Source organism: Acinetobacter sp. 228, from assembly GCF_048147885.1.
On the sequence record NZ_JAYWYV010000023.1, the window covers coordinates 1 to 17,399 of the forward strand.

Genomic DNA, 17,399 nt, shown 5'->3' on the forward strand with positions numbered 1-17,399 from the left:
AGACACTTTTTAGATGTATAAAAGGTACTGGAGCGGCTAGAGCTTCCTGAAAGGAATAATCTAAGGGAGAGAGCGTGATTTCAAAACCCGATAACATGGCTTTGGGCATGATTGCGAGGCTTGGCCTAAGTCGGAATGATCTGGCTCATAAGAGTCTACCAAGCCTGCAAAGTATAGATGCCGCTGTTGAAATGCAGGGAAATAAAAAACCAGCAATTCGCTGGTTTTTTACTGCTGGCTATTTTAGCTATATACATACATTGTTGTTGCGAAATAACTTATAGATGGACTACACAGAGTAACGAATCTAGAATCCACTATGATGAGAAATTAAAAATTTTTCTTAATTTACTTAAAATAGCCTAAGCATGATTATTGGACTCCTATCATTAAGTAATTAAAGAGAGTTCTTTAATATTTTTTTATGTTGTTTCACTTGTTTGGCATACCGTTTACCCTGTTTGCGCATTTTGCGATTATTCTCATAACCTGACGGACCCACATTATAGTAGGCAAGAGCTTTTTTCCAGTTGCCAGATGATTGATTATACTTAGCAAGAATATAAGTACCGCACTGGATATTACTGTTCTCACTATATAAATCACCTGGACAAGTTTGTTGCCAGTATCTTGGAATTACTTGCATTAATCCTACCGCACCTGCAGGAGAAGTCGCTTGGCTACGATAAGTAGATTCCTGACGAATCACTGCTGCTACTAGTAGGGGATCTACACCCTGATTTTGCGCATGCTGCACAATCAAAGGAGAAACACGATTAGCTGTATCCGCAGGAGTAGAATACGCAGTTTGAATGCCTTTAGACAATTTAGCTGCACGTTTTTCTATAGAGCCTCCACCCAAGGATGAGCAGCCAGCAAAAAGAAAGGTACTCAATAAAATAGAGGAAAATTTAAAAGAATGAGAATGAAATAATGAAGATTGAGATTGAGCTGGATTGAAGAAATAAGAAAAAAACAAACTGTGGATTCCATGCCTGAATAAACCTATTTCGATGTTAGGTAGCCTATATATAAGAGTCAAGCCTAGTGCAGATAAAAGTATTATATTTCTGCACTAATCTTATAAATCTGATAAAACCTTGTTCTAAGTTGCAAGAGTTTTAAGCATCCAGATTTCACAGGCCTTACTATGTCCGGTATTGCCTTTAGGCTGAGGTAGATGTTGAAAACCTAATTTTTCATAGAGATTTATTGCTTGCCATAGCGTTTTAGTTGTTTCTAAATAGACTGCCTCAATCTGATGAGCCTGTGCAAATTCAAAGGATAGTTCTAAGATTTTTTTGGCAAAACCTTGCTGACGGATCTCAGGTAAAAAGTACATTTTCTGAATTTCTAAAATGTTTGCGTCACCTTCTAAGGGAGCAATTCCACCACCGCCATACACCTGATTCCGTTCATCCACAATAACCCAGTAAGCTGCATACGGTTGGTTATAGAATTCATATAAATTATCTAAAATTGAATCACCTACTGCAAAGCCGGACTCTGCGGCAAGACCAAACTCTATAGAAACTTTACGAATGACCTTGGCAATTTGTGCATTATCTTGAGGCTGAATAGGACGAATAGAGTACATATTGAACTGATTTTATTTTAAAAAAAGATGAATTTTTATAGCCTTAAACCCTTAAAAAATCCATCGTTTAATCAATTCAGGTGATTTTAATTCACTATTTAATGAACAATCACTATTTTAATTCGCTCGATGATTTCCCTAATTCCCGTCGGGCAATAATGAGTTGCTGAATCTGTTGAGTGCCTTCAAAAATATCCAGAATCTTGGAATCACGTGCCCATTTTTCTAGAAGTTCAGTTTCGTTATAACCAATGGCTGCTGCCAGTTCAACACATTTTAAGGTGATTTCATTACCGATCCGGCCTGCTTTGGCTTTGGCAATAGAGGCTTCACGCGAATTTGGTTTACGATTATCCGCCATCCATGCAGCTTTCAGCATGAGCAGGCGTGCGGCTTCCCATTCGGCTTCCATACGATAGATTTGTGCTGCGATATTGGAGCTTTGCAAATACGGTGTAGCATATGTGGCATCTAACTTTTCCTCAAAAATCTCCTTAATTCGTTCTAGTGAAGCTTTCGCACAACCAATTGCCATTGCAGCGACTAATGGACGAGTATTATCAAAGGTTTCCATGACGCCGGCAAAACCTTTGGCGACATCAACTTCCGCATGACCAAGCAAGTTTTTTGCGGGGACCCTGCAGTTGATAAAGCTAATGGCGGCAGTATCAGATGATTTAATCCCTAATTTATGTTCTAGCCGTTCAACTTTCATGCCCGGGGTACCTTTGGTCACCACAAATGATTTAATTGCTGATCGTCCCAGTTTTTTATCCAAAGTTGCCCAAACGACGACTGCATCTGCCCGTTCACCGGAAGTTACGAAGATTTTTTCACCATTTAAAATATAATCAGTACCATCTTTGATTGCAGTTGTACGGATCGCAGCGGAATCTGAACCACAGCCTGGTTCTGTAATTGCCATGGCGGCCCAAATTTCGTGAAAACGCTGCAATTGTTCCTCATTTGCTACGGCTGCAATCGCTGAGTTACCTAAACCCTGACGTGGCATGGAGAGTAATAGTCCAGTATCGCCATAACACATTTCAATAATACTCAGGGCGGTAGACATATTAATGCCATTTTTATTACTGCTGTCTGCATCACCACGTTTATTGACTGCTGCACCGGCATTCATGCCTTCACTACCATGATTCATACCATCGACCACAGAAGCGAGCATGTCTAGCTCTACTGGATAGGCATGTTCAGCCTTGTCATATTTCCGTGAAATCGGACGCAAAAAATTGATGGCAACTTCATGTGCTTGATCAATCAAGAGTTTGAATTTTGGCGGATTTTGTAAATTCATAATTATTCTTCTTTAATTTCTGATCAGGCATGCAAGCCAGAGTGGAGAATAGCAGTGGCTCTCAGGTCTCGATACCAGCGTTCTACCGGATGTTCCTTGGTAAACCCGTGACCACCTAAAATCTGTACACCATCGGTGCCGATTTTCATGGATTTTTCTGCGCAGAGCAGACGGGCCAGATAGGCTTCACGATGAAAGCTTTGCCCCGATTCAGCCAGACTCGCAGCATTCAGGATCAGCATCTGCATCGCATCAATTTCAATGGCCATATCGGCAATCATAAAAGCGACACTCTGACGATGAGAAATCGGTTCGCCAAAGGCGATACGTTCATTGGCATATTGCACACAATATTTCTTAATGGCTTTACAGGTGCCTACTGCCATCGCACACCACATTAAATTACCCAGATCAACAAAAGCTGCATAATCAAAATCTTCATCTCCCAGACGTTGAGCCGGGGTATTTACGAATTTAAGCGTCACAGTTTCATTGGCTTTTAAGCCCATGGCCGGAGACTTCTGTACAGTCATCGTATTATGTCGTTGCACGACAAACACGTCAGCTTTGCCATGCAGGTCGGCGCTGACCAGATAGATATCCGCAGTTTCTCCCAGTATTACCAAGGTTTTTTCACCGTTAATGAGATAATGATTCTGACTATGAATGGCGGTGGTTTTAAGCTGATAAGGATTAAATGCAGCCGTGGCTTCTTGCACTGCAAAGGTGGCCTTCAACTCAGGATTCTCTGCGAAAGCGCTCAGATATTCTGCCTGAATCTGCTCTGAGCCCCAGCGAGTGATCGCATTGATGACACTAAAATTCGTAAGTAAGCCAGCGGTCAGGCTGAAATCTCCTTGTGCCAAATGTTGAGCGATTAAAATATTGCTGACGATATTCTGTTCTGCTGCAACACCCCCTAAGGCTTCGGGAAGGGCATAGAGATTCAAGCCTAAATCAGTGCTGTAGTGCCAGAGTTCTGGGGGAAATAATTCATGTTGATCTGCATCATGCGCTAAAGGATATAGCACCTCTTGGGCAAATTGCTGCATGGCATCACAAGTCATTTGCTGTTCTTCAGTCAAGTTCAGGTCAAATAGGGATTTGGACTGATGCGGCAGACGCTGTTTTTCAATCTTCTGGCCAGATTTTAGGATTTTCTGGGTTTGACTCAGAGTTTTGAATCCTGCTTTTGAACTTTGATAAAGTGATTTTTCTACAAATTTACGCAGCTTTAACTGGTCTAATACTTCGCTTCCCGCGATTTTGGTCAATATAGACAAGCCAAATCCTTGGGCTTTATTCACCATATTATTCATTCTGATTATCCTAAGGTGTCGTCACATTATTTTTTTTAATACTGACATGTGCTCAAGGATAAAACTATGTCGTAGGTGACAAGATTAATTGTCAATTCTCAGGTTTTTTAAGATTAATAAATTAAAATGTAAATCAATGAAAATAAGAAGAAAGATCTAAATTAAAAAAATCTTTAATGAATAAAAATTGACCTGGATGACAAAATCATCCGGGTCTTTATGATGTATTTATTTTAAGAGAGATGTTTTTTAATCATGGCACGTACATTGGTTTTGGCATCAATGACGGTCATAAAGGTATAGGCACCAATAAATTTACGGCTAATAAACATAAATTCCTTTGGCGGTACACTGAAATAACGCGACGCCATAGATCTTGAAGCCTGTTGCATGACACGGCTATGCAGTTGACTCTTTTTCCAGTCATAACGATTATGTTCGTCCATTACGCCGGCTGGCAGCTCCTGATTATTCAGTGGTGAGCTAAATGCTTCAGTAGCTAATAAGAAGACCTTGGCCATATCGGGTTTGATACTTTGTGGAATTGAATCAAAAAATTCATAACCCGTCATGGCCTTGACCATCATATCCGAGTCATGATGATAGCCTGCCTGAATCAGGTTGCGCGCAACATTGAGCAGATGCTGGTCAAACTGACGAATTGCGCCAAAGTCGAGCAAAACGATCTTGTCATGCACATCAGCGCCATTGCCGAGACGAACCAGATAGTTACCAAAGTTCGGATCGGTTTGCATCTCGCCCCATTCAAAGATTTCACGTACTGCAATTTCCAGAGAAGCTTCGCCTAACAGGTTGCGGCGTTCTTGAGGTAGGGATAACATCACCGGGCTATTGATTGGCACACCGCGTTCAAAGGTCATGCACAACACACGATCAGAGCAATATTCATCAATAATCGTCGGTACGATATAGCGTGGATCATCTTTCAAACGTGCAGCAAAACGACGCGTTGTATCTGCCTCAATCTGATAGTCTACTTCACGATGCATCATCTCGCGGACTTCGTCGAACCACTGGTCAAACTCACGGGTTTGCGGCACCATACGCGTCAATTTAAGCATGTTCTTAAACAGGCTCATATCTGAATCAATGGCTTCCGCTACACCGGGGTACTGAATTTTTAAGACCAGTTCCATACCATCGGATTTTCGGGTAGCGCGATGTACCTGTGCCAAAGAGGCTGTGCCTAAAGGCTCATGATCAATGGTGAGGTCATCCAGTTTTGAACCAAGCTGTTGCTGTAATTGGGTTCTGATGGCTGGCCATGCCAGTGCAACTGTCTGGTTATTCAGGGTATTTAAAGCCTGAGTGACTTCTTCAGGCAAAAAATGCTCTCCATAAAGCGCCATCATTTGCCCAATTTTAACAATAGAACCCTTGAGCTTACCGATTTCTGCAACCAGATAGTCAGCCTGTTCTTTCATGGCTTTTTTACGTTTCTTTTCTTTATCTTCTTCGCTCGAGAACATGGAGCTTGCACTAGAAGCCGCCCAACGTGTGCCTGCCAGCAAGGATGCCTTTGCGATCGATAAGCGTCGATCCATAGAGGAGGTTTTCAGTTGTTTAAGCTTATCGTTCTGATCTGACATGTAAACTCGATCCTTTCATCATCAGCATGAAGCAGAATAAATCATTGTAAGAGATATTAGCGTTTCTGCACGTATTAAAAAAGTTTAAGCGGCTGAATTCATAGTAAAAGCTAGGCAAGCTTTCAATTATTCACCAACCAGTATCAGTTTAGACAGGGCATTATGCCATTTGAAATTGGATTTTTAATTCAGATCGTTGCTGCAACTGTTGTTTATTTGTTTGAATATGTTGATGAATCAGACGCTGTACGCTGTCATGCATGAAGCCCAGAGAATAGCCTTTAACAATCACAATACTTGGCAAGCCAAAGAACAGATATTTGGCATCTTCCAGCGTTGCATCGGTAAATACGCCATGCTGTATCAAGGCTGACTGTAAAAATCCCTTTTCTTGCTGCACCTGACCGGATGCTTGATCATTCCAGTAATTCTGGCGCATCGCCATAAGATTATTGTGCTTATAGCTCATAGATAGAGGCTCGTTTGAAGATTGAATATGAATTATATGAGCGTCACAGGCCAATTTTCAATTGTGGAACTGTGGAATCTTTCTTTCCAAGAAATGCATAGGATTTTTGTCCGGACTACGTTAATATCAGTGGATAATTTAAACAATATTGATTGTTAAACATTTATTGGGATTGTACCGCTTTCGGTAAAGGGGATGTTATGCGTCTTGCGTGGTTTTTAGTTGCAATTTTTGTGGGTACTTCCGCTCAAACACAGGCTGCTATGGGGTATTCCAAAGAATATTCACAATGTATGAATTTCAGTTATGGAAATACTGCTAAAATTGAAAAATGCCTTAATAAAGAGCTAAAATTTCACAATAAACGCCTGAAGAAAAACTATAAAACTTATCTAAAATTAAATCCGAATCAGACTGCTGCCATCCGCAGTCAGCATGTGCTTTGGGAGCGTAAACTGACTCAGCAATGTAATTTTAGAATGTCAGGAAAATATGCCAAACAGCAACAAGGTCAATGTATGCTGGCTTTGATTATGGATCAGGCCAATCTTTATCAATCTCGCTCTTATGCATCAGCTTCCAGATAAAATGCCATAGTATTAGCATCGGCATTTAACTGAAACATTTACGAATAAAGTCAAAATTTATGCTGATAATTACTCACAAAAACAGGAATTTTATAATTTTTGAAGGCGTAGAGAATTCGTGTTTTTCATGCTTTTAGCATTATAAAAGCACGCAAAACAAGGTATCATAAGGCGTTTAAAAAAATGACCTTGGAGACGCCTTAAGTGGATCGACCGACTATTAGCCCTGAACATATGCAGGAAGCCGCTGAAAATTTAACCACCATTCGTGATTTTATTCGTTTTGGTGTGACAGCATTACGTCAATACGATGCACATTTGGGCCAAGGCACAGAAGATTATTTTGCTGAAAGTTCAGCGCTAGTGTTGCAAACCCTGTCACTAGAATGGAAAGCGGACGCTGAAATTCTAGATGCCAAATTATTGCCAAGTGAAAAAGCCGAATTTTTAAGTCTGCTGGAACGCCGTATTAATGAAAAAGTTCCAACTTCATATTTATTGAATCTGGCTTACTTTGACGGCAAACCCTACTATGTTGATGAGCGTGTGCTGATTCCACGTTCACCGATTGCTGAACTGATCCAGAACCGTTTTGCCCCATATTTCCTGGGTGAACATGGTCAAATGGGTGAGGCGGTTAATAACTTGCCGGAAAACCCGAATCCGAAGACACCACAACGTATTCTAGATATGTGTACCGGTTCAGGCTGTATCGCGATTGCCTTGGCTTATGCTTTCCCTGAAGCGGAAGTAGATGCCACCGATATTTCGAAAGAAGCATTGGAAGTTGCGCAAATCAATACTGAGCATCATGACAAGCAATATCAGATCGCATTGCTTGAATCCGACTTGTTCGAAAAAATTCCAGCCGAAAATCAGTACGATTTAATCGTATCTAATCCGCCGTATGTCGATGCGGAAGATATGGCTGATTTGCCTGAAGAATTCCATCATGAGCCTGAGCTTGCACTTGCTGCAGGTCAGGATGGTTTGGATCTGGTACGTAAAATGCTGGCTCAAGCTGCAGATTACCTGACTGAGAATGGCCTGATCGTGATCGAAGTAGGTAACTCAGAATGGGCAATGCGCCAAAATTTCAATTCGGTGGATTTCTACTGGTTACAATTCCAGAAAGGTGGCACTGGTATCTTTGCATTGACTGCAGAGCAATGCCGTACTTACCGCGATTTATTTATTCAGTCTATTCAAGCATAGGAGTCGTTTGACATGGCAGGTAATAGTATAGGACAACTGTTCCGTGTAACGACTTGTGGTGAATCTCACGGTGTTGGCCTGATGGCAATCATCGATGGGGTTCCACCCGGCATTGAGCTGACTGAAGCGGATTTGCAAAAAGATCTGGACCGTCGTAAGCCGGGTACATCGAAATTTGCAACCCAGCGTAAAGAGCCTGATGAAGTAGAAATTATTTCCGGTGTGTTTGAGGGTAAAACCACCGGTACTTCAATTGGTTTGTTAATTCGTAATACGGATCAAAAATCGAAAGACTACGGCAATATCGCACAGACATTCCGCCCGGGTCATGCCGATTATACCTATACCCAAAAGTATGGTTTCCGTGATTATCGTGGTGGCGGCCGTTCAAGTGCGCGTGAAACAGCAATGCGTGTTGCAGCGGGTGCAATTGCCAAGAAATTCCTTTTCGAAAAATTTGGCATTGAGATTCGTGGTCATGTAACCCAGATCGGCCCTGAAAAAGCAGAGAAACTGGACTGGAACGAAGTTCCAAACAATCCGTTTTTCTGTGGCGATGTGGATGCAGTACCACGTTTTGAAGCACTGGTGACGTCTTTGCGTGAGCAAGGTACCAGTTGTGGCGCTAAACTTGAGATCATTGCGTCTAAAGTACCTGTGGGTTGGGGCGAGCCAGTCTTTGATCGTCTGGATGCTGACATCGCACATGCCATGATGTCGATTAATGCCGTTAAAGGTGTTGAAATCGGTGATGGTTTTGGCGTCGCTGAACAGTTTGGTCATGAAAGCCGTGATGAACTTACTACGGACGGCTTCCTGGCGAACCATGCTGGCGGTATTCTAGGCGGTATTTCTAGCGGTCAGGACATTCGTGTTGCGATTGCCTTGAAACCGACTGCTTCAATCACTACTCCGGGTAAAACCATTAATATTGATCGTGAAGATACCGATGTGCTGACCAAAGGCCGTCATGATCCTTGCGTGGGTGTACGTGCTACGCCAATTGCAGAAGCGATGCTGGCGATTGTGCTGATGGATCACTTTATGCGTCACCGTGCACAAAATGCGGATGTAGTTGCGCCGTTCGCACCGATTGAACCAAAATAATTTGCTTTATAGAAGTGAATAAAATTAAAGTCAGACTTCGGTCTGGCTTTTTTATACCTGAACTATGCAAAATAATAATATTCGTTTAGCACAAATTATCGATATTCAGAAAATTGTAGAACTAATTAATCTGGCTTATCGTTCCGGTCATGGTTGGACGCATGAAAATGAGATTGTCTCAGGTGATCGAACTAGTGAGGCTCAGTTAAAAGAACTTTTAGCACACTCCAATTTTGAACTTTTTGTCTTGGAAAGCCAGAATCAGTTGATCGGATGTATTGGACTGACTGAATTTGATGAGGCTATTGAAATCGGCAGTTTTGCCATAGATCCATTGCAGCAAAATTCAGGTCGTGGTCGGATATTATTAGAGTTTGCTGAGCAATATACTCAGGGAAAAACACTCAGAATGTCAGTGCTCAATGTTCGTACTGAATTGATTGCTTATTATGAGTGCTGTGGTTATAGGTTGACAGGTGAAATAGAAAATTATCCCTTAAATAAAAATGTAGGGAAGCCTCTGGTGGATTTAAATCTGGTTATTCTGGAAAAAAATTCAAGCTGAATTCTTCAATGATTTGACTTTATTCTTTATTGAAAGCTTTTTTAATAAAATTTATTACCAGGACATATTGATGAAAATATGGTTAAGTGCTGAGCTGAGTAGTGAAGTTTTAAGTGAAGAGCAAACTCTACAGGAATGTAAAGCACGTAATGCAGTTGAAGATGCCTTAAATGCTCAACTTCAAAATAAGTCTTATGATATTCCGATAAATAAGTGGAAATGTATTTCAGTTATAATGGGAACGGATAATTTTGATGAACGTATTTATTATTCTCCTAAACGAAAAAACATGGATTTTCGCTTAAGAATAGATCCGACCACCTTCAAGGCAACAGATGACCTAGGCCGAAAGAAACTCATCTTTTCTATGCTTTTAAGAAGTTTAGACTTATTAAAAGTTAAATTAGAAAAAGTTCGTCCGAAATATGACGCAAAAGTTTTCTCAGAGTTAGAAAGGCTTAAAGTTGATGTATTAAATATTGCAAAAGAAGAAAGCTGGATTTAAACGATTTATTCATTAGTCAGATAGAGTCGCTCTTATTTATTATCCGTTTATTTTTCCATTGTTTTTTTATCCGGTAATACGAGGGTTGTTGTATGCTTGTTCCTTGACAGGCAATTAGGGTTGATTGCCGCAAAACTGCATATCAAGAGTTGCTCAATGTTTCAGACTATCTTCACTGTACTGTTTCCGCTTATTGGCCTCATTAGCTTGGGATATGTATTAAAACAAAGAAAATGGCTGGAAGATGATTTTTGGCGCGGTGCAGAAAAGTTAAATTATTATGTGCTTTTTCCAGTGATGCTATTTTTAAATCTGGCCACTGCCAAGATTCAAATGGCAGTCATTGAAGATGTGGTGCTAGTTGTATTTAGCATTATGGCCGTGGTCAGTATTGCATTGTATATTTTGCGTCATATTTACCAGATATCTTATGCGCGTTTTGGCGTGTATGTCCAAGGTTTACTACGCTTTAACACCTATATTGGCCTTGCTGCTGTCAGTGCCTTATTTCAGCAGCAGGGTATGACTATTTTCGCGGTGATCATGGTGCTGTGTATTCCTTTGGTGAATGTCTTATCGGTACTGGCATTTACCCGTAGTCACGAAATGCAGCTCACCAAAATTATTCTCGGCTTGGCTAAAAACCCATTAATTCTGGGCTGTATTGTAGGCGGTTTATTTAATTTCTCTGGGTGGTCACTTTGGATTGGGTCAGAACACTTTCTTAAACAGATTGCACTGTGCAGTTTACCCTTAGGACTAATGTGTGTGGGAGCTGCCCTACAGTTTCAGGGCTTTCAGCGTGAGGGGTTGCCACTGGGTATGATGACTTTCGGGCGTCTTTTCGCAATGCCGCTCATTGCATTTTTAGTATGTAAAACTTTTCAGATTGATGCATTAACTACTCAGGTCTTGGTCTTGTTCTTTGCACTTCCTACTGCCTCAGCTTCCTATGTCCTCACTCGGGTATATGGCGGTGATAGTGAGTTAATGGCCAGTATCATCAGCGTACAAACAGTGGTCGCAGCAGGAAGCTTAATATTGGTGCTTTCCTGGATGATTTAAATTCTTAAATGGATAATGAAACAGTCTACATTTTGCTCCAGATCATACCTGTTTTAAGTGAATAAAATAGCCTAAGCAAATTGTGATCTTTTGACTGGCTTCAATCATTTAACTCTTAGACTGTTACAAATCCTAGGAAAGGGCTGCGACTCAGTGACTGTGGGAAGAAAGATATACAAATCTGCTATAGAGTTGAAGTTTTCAATTTAACTAATAAATTATTGATTAAAATAAGCAATTAAAGATTGATTCACGTGAATTAACATAAATTAAAACAGCGTATTTCTTAAAAATGGTATATAAATTGCTCATGATAATAAAACATTATTGCAGGAGAGAAATGCTTCTGCATTCGCCGAAGGAGCAAGTTCCCAGGAAACTCTCAGGCAAAAGGACTGTGATAATGGATAAAGACTCTGGAGAGAAGTGTTCAATCACTCACCGAAGGGGAAGGTGGCCGCATTGATGTGCAATGCATCTACCGAAGCTCTCAGGTACACATGACAGATGGGAAAAGACATCAATATAATCAAGGAGGTGTCTATGCGTCATGTCGTGGTGATTGGGGCTGGTATTACCGGAGTAACTACAGCTTATGAGCTGGCATTATCAGGCTATCAGGTGACCGTGGTGGATCGGCATCTATATCCGGCGATGGAAACATCTTTTGCCAATGGTGGCCAGCTTTCTGCCTGTAACGCAGAAGTATGGAACCAGAAAGCTACGGTGCTGAAAGGCATTAAATGGATGTCACAAAAAACTGCACCACTTTTGCTCAATCCCTCTTTTAGTGTGCATAAATACAGCTGGCTCATGGAGTTTTTAGGCAATATCAAACATTACGAAGCCAATACCCGAGAAACGGTACGGTTGGCCTTACTGGCCAGAGCGCGTTTGTTTGAAATTGCTCAAACAGAAAATATTGATTTTAATCTGGAAAAACGCGGTATTTTACATTTTTATCATAATAAGACAGATTATGACGTTGCGATCAAAGTCAATGATTTGTTGTGTAGTGGGGGTCTGGAGCGAAATGCCATTTCCGATACAGAAATCAAGCAGATCGAACCTGCATTAACGGGCGATTATTACGCAGGATTTTACTGCCAGAGCGATGCCACCGGGGATATTCATAAATTTAGCACCGGGCTGGCTAAAGCCTGTATGCAAAAAGGCGTAAAATTTGAGTTTGGTCAAGATGTTTTCGCTGTTGATTATCAAGCTCATAATATTCGGGTTAAATGCAAACCCAGTACTGAAAATGTCCATTCCTCTCCAGAGGATATTCTGGAAATTAATGCAGATGCCATTGTGGTATGTGCAGGTGTTGGCAGTTATCAGCTGGCTGAAATTCTCGGTGAGCGGGTCAATGTTTATCCAGTCAAAGGTTATTCCATAACCTTACAGTTAAATGATGAGCAGAGCCAGAACAATGCGCCCTGGGTCAGCCTGCTAGATGAAAGTGCTAAAATTGTCTTGTCACGTCTAGGCAAGGACCGTTTACGTGTTGCAGGCACCGCCGAGTTTAATGGCTATAATCGCGATATTCGCGCGGACCGGATTCAGCCGCTGATTGATTGGACCAATCGCAATTTTGACCTGTGTACCGAACATGTCGTGCCTTGGGCTGGCTTACGCCCAATGATGCCAAATATGATGCCGGTAGTACGCCGTGGCAAACATGAACGGGTATTTTACAATACCGGACATGGTCATCTGGGCTGGACTTTATCAGCGGCAACAGCAGTCATGATTGGTCAGGAAGTGGCTCAATATTATCCTGCTTGAACTGATAGCCCGCTTTCGGGCTATTTTTTAAAGATGAATTTTAAAAATCTTTAAAGGTTTATCTGAACTTTAAAATAGTGTGGTTCTTTCATAAATTATTTTTAAACCATTCAAAATGAGCAAGGAAATTTCCTCTTTTTATAGGAGTGCGGAGCATGCTCCTCTGGGGAGAGGCTCTTATAAATATCTGGTTATCCCGGGAAGCAGTGCTTCTCATCCCTGAGGGAGAAGGGACTTTAGATACTAATTAATGCTCGCTTTTTGATGACTTTATGTTAGTTAGCTATTTAATCATATAAACGATAAATGCCAGTAAATCGCTCACAACCTTTCTGCTGGCTGCTGACAGCTAAAATGGCTTTACTATAGTCAAACTCATAGCGGCAGTCATTTTCATTGTCGGTAATCTGATTTTTTGCTTCAGGTGTGGTATAGGCTAAAAAGGGAATGGTCTGCGTCTCGGCTCGGTTATTCGGATTGCGATATGCCAGGCCTTCAATCTTGATCCGGTCTTTGGTCAGTTGATGAATCTTGAGATGAACAGGCTGCTTGGCAATTTGCCCCTGTTCAAACTTGATATAATGCTGGGTTAAACTTTGATTCAGCGAAATATAGATATTTAAATCATCTAAACGCCATTCGAACTGCTGTTTAAAACAGTCTATGGTTTTGCATTGCTGCAAGCGGCTTACCCATAATTTTTGGGTATCTTGCAATAAGCGTACAGGTGCATCAGTAATCAGGAAAGCAGTAAAGTATTGGTCTGTAAGTTTTTCACGAGATTCGGCCAGTGCTGCTGAACAGAGTTTCTTCATGGCAGCCGTTTTTTTACTGTCGTTATTACAGTCTAGTGTAATCGCCGAACTGCCCGTAGAAATCATCCCCAGACCGAGCATTATCGCAATTATTTTCAACATTTTTATATCAGTTTTCAGTAGCATGATCGCTTATACTTTCACTGTGTTACGCTTGGTCTAACTATAGCGAAATAGAAAGCAAGTGTACAAGATTTCAATTGGCTATTTCTAAAGGATGTATAAGGTGATCGCACAAATTCGTATTGGCCAGGGGCTGGATGTGCATGCATTTGAAGAAGGTGATTTTGTCACTTTGGCAGGCATTCAAATTCCGCATACTCATGGTCTGAAAGCACATTCGGATGGTGATGTGGTGTTGCATGCACTCTGTGATGCTTTGTTGGGGGCCTTGGCGCTTGGAGATATTGGCCAGCATTTTCCGGATACAGATCCTGAGTTTAAAGGCGCAGATAGCCGGGTATTGCTCAAACATGTTTATCAGTTGATTCTGGATCGTGGGTATCTTTTGAATAATGCCGATATTACCGTAGCCTGTGAACGTCCAAAACTGGCGAAACACAATCTGGCAATGCGTCAAAGTATCGCGGATGTCTTGGATGTCGATGTGACACAGATCAGTATTAAAGCCACCACCACTGAGCAGTTAGGCTTTACTGGTCGTCAGGAAGGAATTATGTCCACGGCAATCGTGCTGTTGAGCCATAGTAAATAAGCTCAAGTAAAATGATTCGGATTAATCAGGGAAAGTTCCAGTTCCTGTGTTGCTTTACGGCCTTGTAACTGTAGGGCAACCGCATGCATTAAACCGGTCCAGGTTTCATTAGGTTCCCAAATTTTATGCAAATGCTGTTGTGCGTGAGGCAGTTCAATATCCATATAGTATTGACGATATAGATACATGAGACAACTGACATGGTAATTTAGCGAACAATGTACCCAGATCATTTGATCTTTTACCAGGTGATCGATCAGGTCTAGTACCAGCAAGCACTGATTGTCTGAAGGCGTTTCCCAGGAAAGTGGAACCTGAATATAGTTTAACCCCAGCTCAAGACAAATTTTATCTTCATGTGGTAGATGCTGCTGGCTATCGGTTAATGCTACGTTAATGACTGTAGACACGCCGTATTCTTTCATCAGCTGTAGCTGGGCAATGGTCGGTTGACCCGAACTAAATAGATGTTCATGTATGAACTGAAAATTTTCAATCTGGCTTAATGCCGTTTCAATGTCATTCATCAGATATAATTTCCTTGTTCTAGAAATGCAAACGCCATCTTGGCGATGGCGTTTGTCAGATCATTTAACGATTAGGTAAAATGTCTTTCAATGCCTCATGCATGTCGAGTAAAACTTTTTCAGTCGTTTCCCAATCGATACAGCCATCAGTAACTGATTTTCCATATTCCAGATCACATAGATTGGCAGGAATATCCTGACGGCCACCTTTCAGGTGACTTTCTACCATAATACCAACAATTGACTTATTTCCATCAAGAATTTGTTCCGTAATATTTTTTAAGACGAGCGGTTGTAAGTACGGATCTTTGTTCGAGTTCGCATGACTGGCATCGATCATGATCTTGCCGCTGACCTTGGCTTTGGCCAGTGCAGCTTCTGCATCTGCGACCGAGCCTGCATCATAGTTCGGTTTGCCATTACCACCACGCAACACCACGTGCGCATATGGGTTGCCAGAGGTGCGAATGACAGCCACCTGACCCTGGTCATTCAGACCGAGGAAACTATGACCGTGTTTCACCGACTGCATCGCATTGGTTGCGACCGTTAAACCGCCATCAGTACCATTTTTAAAGCCGACCGGAGAAGAAAGGCCTGAAGACATTTCACGATGGGTCTGGCTTTCTGTAGTACGTGCACCAATCGCTGACCATGAAATCAGGTCTTGATAATACTGTGGAGAGTTTGGATCAAGTGCTTCAGTGGCACATGGCAAGCCCATTTCATTTAGTTCAAGTAACAGTTTGCGACCAATACGCAGACCTTTTTCAATATTGAATGAATCATTCATATCCGGATCATTGATCAGGCCTTTCCAGCCTATTGTGGTACGTGGTTTTTCAAAATAAACGCGCATCACAATATATAAGCTGTCTTTAACTTTTTCGCTCAGTACTTTTAAACGTTCTGCATATTCATGTGCAGCCGCCGGATCATGTATAGAGCAAGGGCCAATTACAACGAACAGGCGTTTGTCTTCACCATCCAGGATTTTACGAATCGTTTCACGACCATGCAGTACGGTTTGATAAGCAGTTTCAGTCAACGGTAATTCTGCTTTAAGCTCGGCAGGGGTTACAAGAGGAATCATGCTGTGGATATTCACGTCATCAATATCTGATGCTGAAATAGGATTTGACTGTTGTGTATTCATTGCCGTCACTGGTTCGATCATACAAAAGGTTGTTTAATAGCCCGAATATAACATGAATGATGCGTCACTTTGTTATAAAAAAGATGAATATTTCTTTGAAAAAAAAGTGATGAATCGGATAGTTAAGTTAAACAGATTGTGAATTTTGGCTCATGATTATCATTGCTGTTTCAGCAGGTTGGGCCGGTTTTGATTTCACAGGATTAATCATGAAATTTACACCTAGGGCAAATAGGGTGATACCTAAAATTTTCCGGATCAGTTTTTCCGGCATACGTGAACTAAGCAAGGTCCCCACAATAATCGCCGGAATAGATCCCACCAATAACCACATGAGTAGCATGAAATCGACGTTGCCTGAAGACATATGACCCAGCCCTGCAACCAGGGTCAATAACACTGCATGCACAACATCTGAGCCAATGATACGAATCATCGGTAGATTCGGGAACATCACTACAAGAGCCATGATACCAAATGCGCCGGCTCCCACTGAAGAGAGCGTGACAAATATGCCTAAGATAATGCCCATAATGATAATGGCTATGCGCTTATCTTTAGCTTGCAGTTTTATTTTTTCCAGATCCTGCGTCATGTCAGGCAGTTCTTGTTTTCTGTATTTATTGAAAAGATTTTCGATCTGGGTGCGAAACAGAATAGATAAGCCGGTAATGGTCAGCATAAAGCCCAATACCATGGTCAGGACGGCTTTGTAATGCGTTGATTGGCTCAGATAGTTATCAAGAACCCAATGCGTTGCAAAAGAAGCGGGGATACTGCCAACGGCCAGCCAGATCACAATCGGCCAGACGATATTCATTTTTTTGGCATGCACAAACGAGCCACAGAATTTAGAAATCGCGGCATAGAGCAGGTCAGTACCAATCGCGATATGCGGTTCAATCCGGAATAAACTGATGAGAATTGGCGTCATCAATGAACCACCACCCACACCGGTGACACCTACACAAAAACCTACCAGAACGCCTGCTAAAATAAATTCAATCGGACCAAACATGCATATATGCCAAAATCAAAAAACGAGCA

Annotated in this window: 19 protein-coding genes and 1 riboswitch; of the genes, 9 read left to right on the plus strand and 10 right to left on the minus strand. The window is 41.5% G+C overall.

Annotation, left to right across the window (positions count from 1 at the left end):
- The first annotated feature begins 74 nt into the window (after positions 1-74).
- Complete coding sequence (locus tag VXQ92_RS13865; protein WP_416682169.1) at positions 75-284, plus strand: hypothetical protein; 210 nt, start codon at positions 75-77, stop codon at positions 282-284.
- Between the two features lie 113 nt (positions 285-397).
- Here VXQ92_RS13865 and VXQ92_RS13870 read toward each other — a convergent pair whose 3' ends face one another.
- The 6 genes from VXQ92_RS13870 to VXQ92_RS13895 form a co-directional block, all read right to left on the minus strand.
- A complete protein-coding gene (locus tag VXQ92_RS13870; protein ID WP_144724910.1) occupies positions 398-979 on the minus strand; it encodes a lytic transglycosylase domain-containing protein in 582 nt (193 codons plus the stop codon).
- Positions 980-1,105: 126 nt separating this feature from the next.
- The gene (locus VXQ92_RS13875) at positions 1,106-1,597 is read right to left on the minus strand and encodes a GNAT family N-acetyltransferase (protein WP_416682171.1); all 492 of its coding nucleotides are present in this window, start codon (positions 1,595-1,597) and stop codon (positions 1,106-1,108) included.
- A gap of 112 nt (positions 1,598-1,709) precedes the next feature.
- The gene (locus VXQ92_RS13880; protein ID WP_416682173.1) at positions 1,710-2,909 is read right to left on the minus strand and encodes an acyl-CoA dehydrogenase family protein; all 1,200 of its coding nucleotides are present in this window, start codon (positions 2,907-2,909) and stop codon (positions 1,710-1,712) included.
- A gap of 23 nt (positions 2,910-2,932) precedes the next feature.
- Entirely contained in the window at positions 2,933-4,219 is a 1,287-nt protein-coding gene (locus VXQ92_RS13885; RefSeq protein WP_416682212.1) for an acyl-CoA dehydrogenase family protein, read from the minus strand.
- 242 nt (positions 4,220-4,461) lie between these two features.
- Positions 4,462-5,838: an ABC1 kinase family protein gene (locus VXQ92_RS13890; protein WP_064102952.1), complete on the minus strand. Its 1,377-nt coding sequence runs from the start codon at positions 5,836-5,838 to the stop codon at positions 4,462-4,464.
- A 160-nt stretch (positions 5,839-5,998) separates the two neighbouring features.
- A complete protein-coding gene (locus tag VXQ92_RS13895; protein WP_064095336.1) occupies positions 5,999-6,307 on the minus strand; it encodes a hypothetical protein in 309 nt (102 codons plus the stop codon).
- A gap of 200 nt (positions 6,308-6,507) precedes the next feature.
- Between VXQ92_RS13895 and VXQ92_RS13900 the strand changes: the two genes are divergently transcribed.
- The 7 genes from VXQ92_RS13900 to VXQ92_RS13930 all read left to right on the plus strand — a co-directional run bounded on the left by VXQ92_RS13900 (position 6,508) and on the right by VXQ92_RS13930 (position 13,139).
- Complete coding sequence (locus VXQ92_RS13900) at positions 6,508-6,894, plus strand: lysozyme inhibitor LprI family protein (RefSeq protein WP_064102951.1); 387 nt, start codon at positions 6,508-6,510, stop codon at positions 6,892-6,894.
- Positions 6,895-7,098: 204 nt separating this feature from the next.
- A complete protein-coding gene (gene prmB / locus VXQ92_RS13905) occupies positions 7,099-8,109 on the plus strand; it encodes a 50S ribosomal protein L3 N(5)-glutamine methyltransferase (RefSeq protein ID WP_004647103.1) in 1,011 nt (336 codons plus the stop codon).
- 12 nt (positions 8,110-8,121) lie between these two features.
- Entirely contained in the window at positions 8,122-9,216 is a 1,095-nt protein-coding gene (gene aroC, locus VXQ92_RS13910) for a chorismate synthase (RefSeq protein ID WP_144724904.1), read from the plus strand.
- 64 nt (positions 9,217-9,280) lie between these two features.
- On the plus strand, positions 9,281-9,781 hold the full coding sequence (locus VXQ92_RS13915) for a GNAT family N-acetyltransferase (RefSeq protein WP_064102949.1): 501 nt from the start codon (positions 9,281-9,283) through the stop codon (positions 9,779-9,781).
- Positions 9,782-9,851: 70 nt separating this feature from the next.
- Positions 9,852-10,286: an Imm44 family immunity protein gene (locus tag VXQ92_RS13920; RefSeq protein WP_416682176.1), complete on the plus strand. Its 435-nt coding sequence runs from the start codon at positions 9,852-9,854 to the stop codon at positions 10,284-10,286.
- A gap of 156 nt (positions 10,287-10,442) precedes the next feature.
- Positions 10,443-11,351: an AEC family transporter gene (locus tag VXQ92_RS13925; RefSeq protein ID WP_064095340.1), complete on the plus strand. Its 909-nt coding sequence runs from the start codon at positions 10,443-10,445 to the stop codon at positions 11,349-11,351.
- A 320-nt stretch (positions 11,352-11,671) separates the two neighbouring features.
- Positions 11,672-11,759, plus strand: a riboswitch (glycine riboswitch).
- Positions 11,760-11,894: 135 nt separating this feature from the next.
- On the plus strand, positions 11,895-13,139 hold the full coding sequence (locus VXQ92_RS13930; RefSeq protein ID WP_416682177.1) for a D-amino acid dehydrogenase: 1,245 nt from the start codon (positions 11,895-11,897) through the stop codon (positions 13,137-13,139).
- A gap of 287 nt (positions 13,140-13,426) precedes the next feature.
- On the opposite strand, the gene VXQ92_RS13935 is transcribed toward VXQ92_RS13930, so the two are convergent.
- Entirely contained in the window at positions 13,427-14,080 is a 654-nt protein-coding gene (locus VXQ92_RS13935) for a hypothetical protein (protein WP_416682179.1), read from the minus strand.
- Between the two features lie 100 nt (positions 14,081-14,180).
- Here VXQ92_RS13935 and ispF point away from each other — a divergent pair, with 100 nt between their 5' ends.
- The gene (gene ispF / locus VXQ92_RS13940) at positions 14,181-14,669 is read left to right on the plus strand and encodes a 2-C-methyl-D-erythritol 2,4-cyclodiphosphate synthase (protein ID WP_064095367.1); all 489 of its coding nucleotides are present in this window, start codon (positions 14,181-14,183) and stop codon (positions 14,667-14,669) included.
- A gap of 2 nt (positions 14,670-14,671) precedes the next feature.
- Here the strand turns inward: ispF and VXQ92_RS13945 are convergent, their stop codons facing one another.
- The 3 genes from VXQ92_RS13945 to VXQ92_RS13955 form a co-directional block, all read right to left on the minus strand.
- Positions 14,672-15,196: a protein tyrosine phosphatase family protein gene (locus VXQ92_RS13945; protein WP_416682181.1), complete on the minus strand. Its 525-nt coding sequence runs from the start codon at positions 15,194-15,196 to the stop codon at positions 14,672-14,674.
- Positions 15,197-15,260: 64 nt separating this feature from the next.
- Positions 15,261-16,352, minus strand: coding sequence for a 3-deoxy-7-phosphoheptulonate synthase (locus tag VXQ92_RS13950; protein ID WP_191731298.1), 1,092 nt, complete (start codon positions 16,350-16,352; stop codon positions 15,261-15,263).
- Between the two features lie 127 nt (positions 16,353-16,479).
- Positions 16,480-17,370 carry a sulfite exporter TauE/SafE family protein gene (locus VXQ92_RS13955; RefSeq protein WP_416682182.1) on the minus strand — a complete coding sequence of 297 codons (891 nt, stop codon included), beginning with the start codon at positions 17,368-17,370 and terminating at the stop codon, positions 16,480-16,482.
- Between the last annotated feature and the right edge of the window lie 29 nt (positions 17,371-17,399).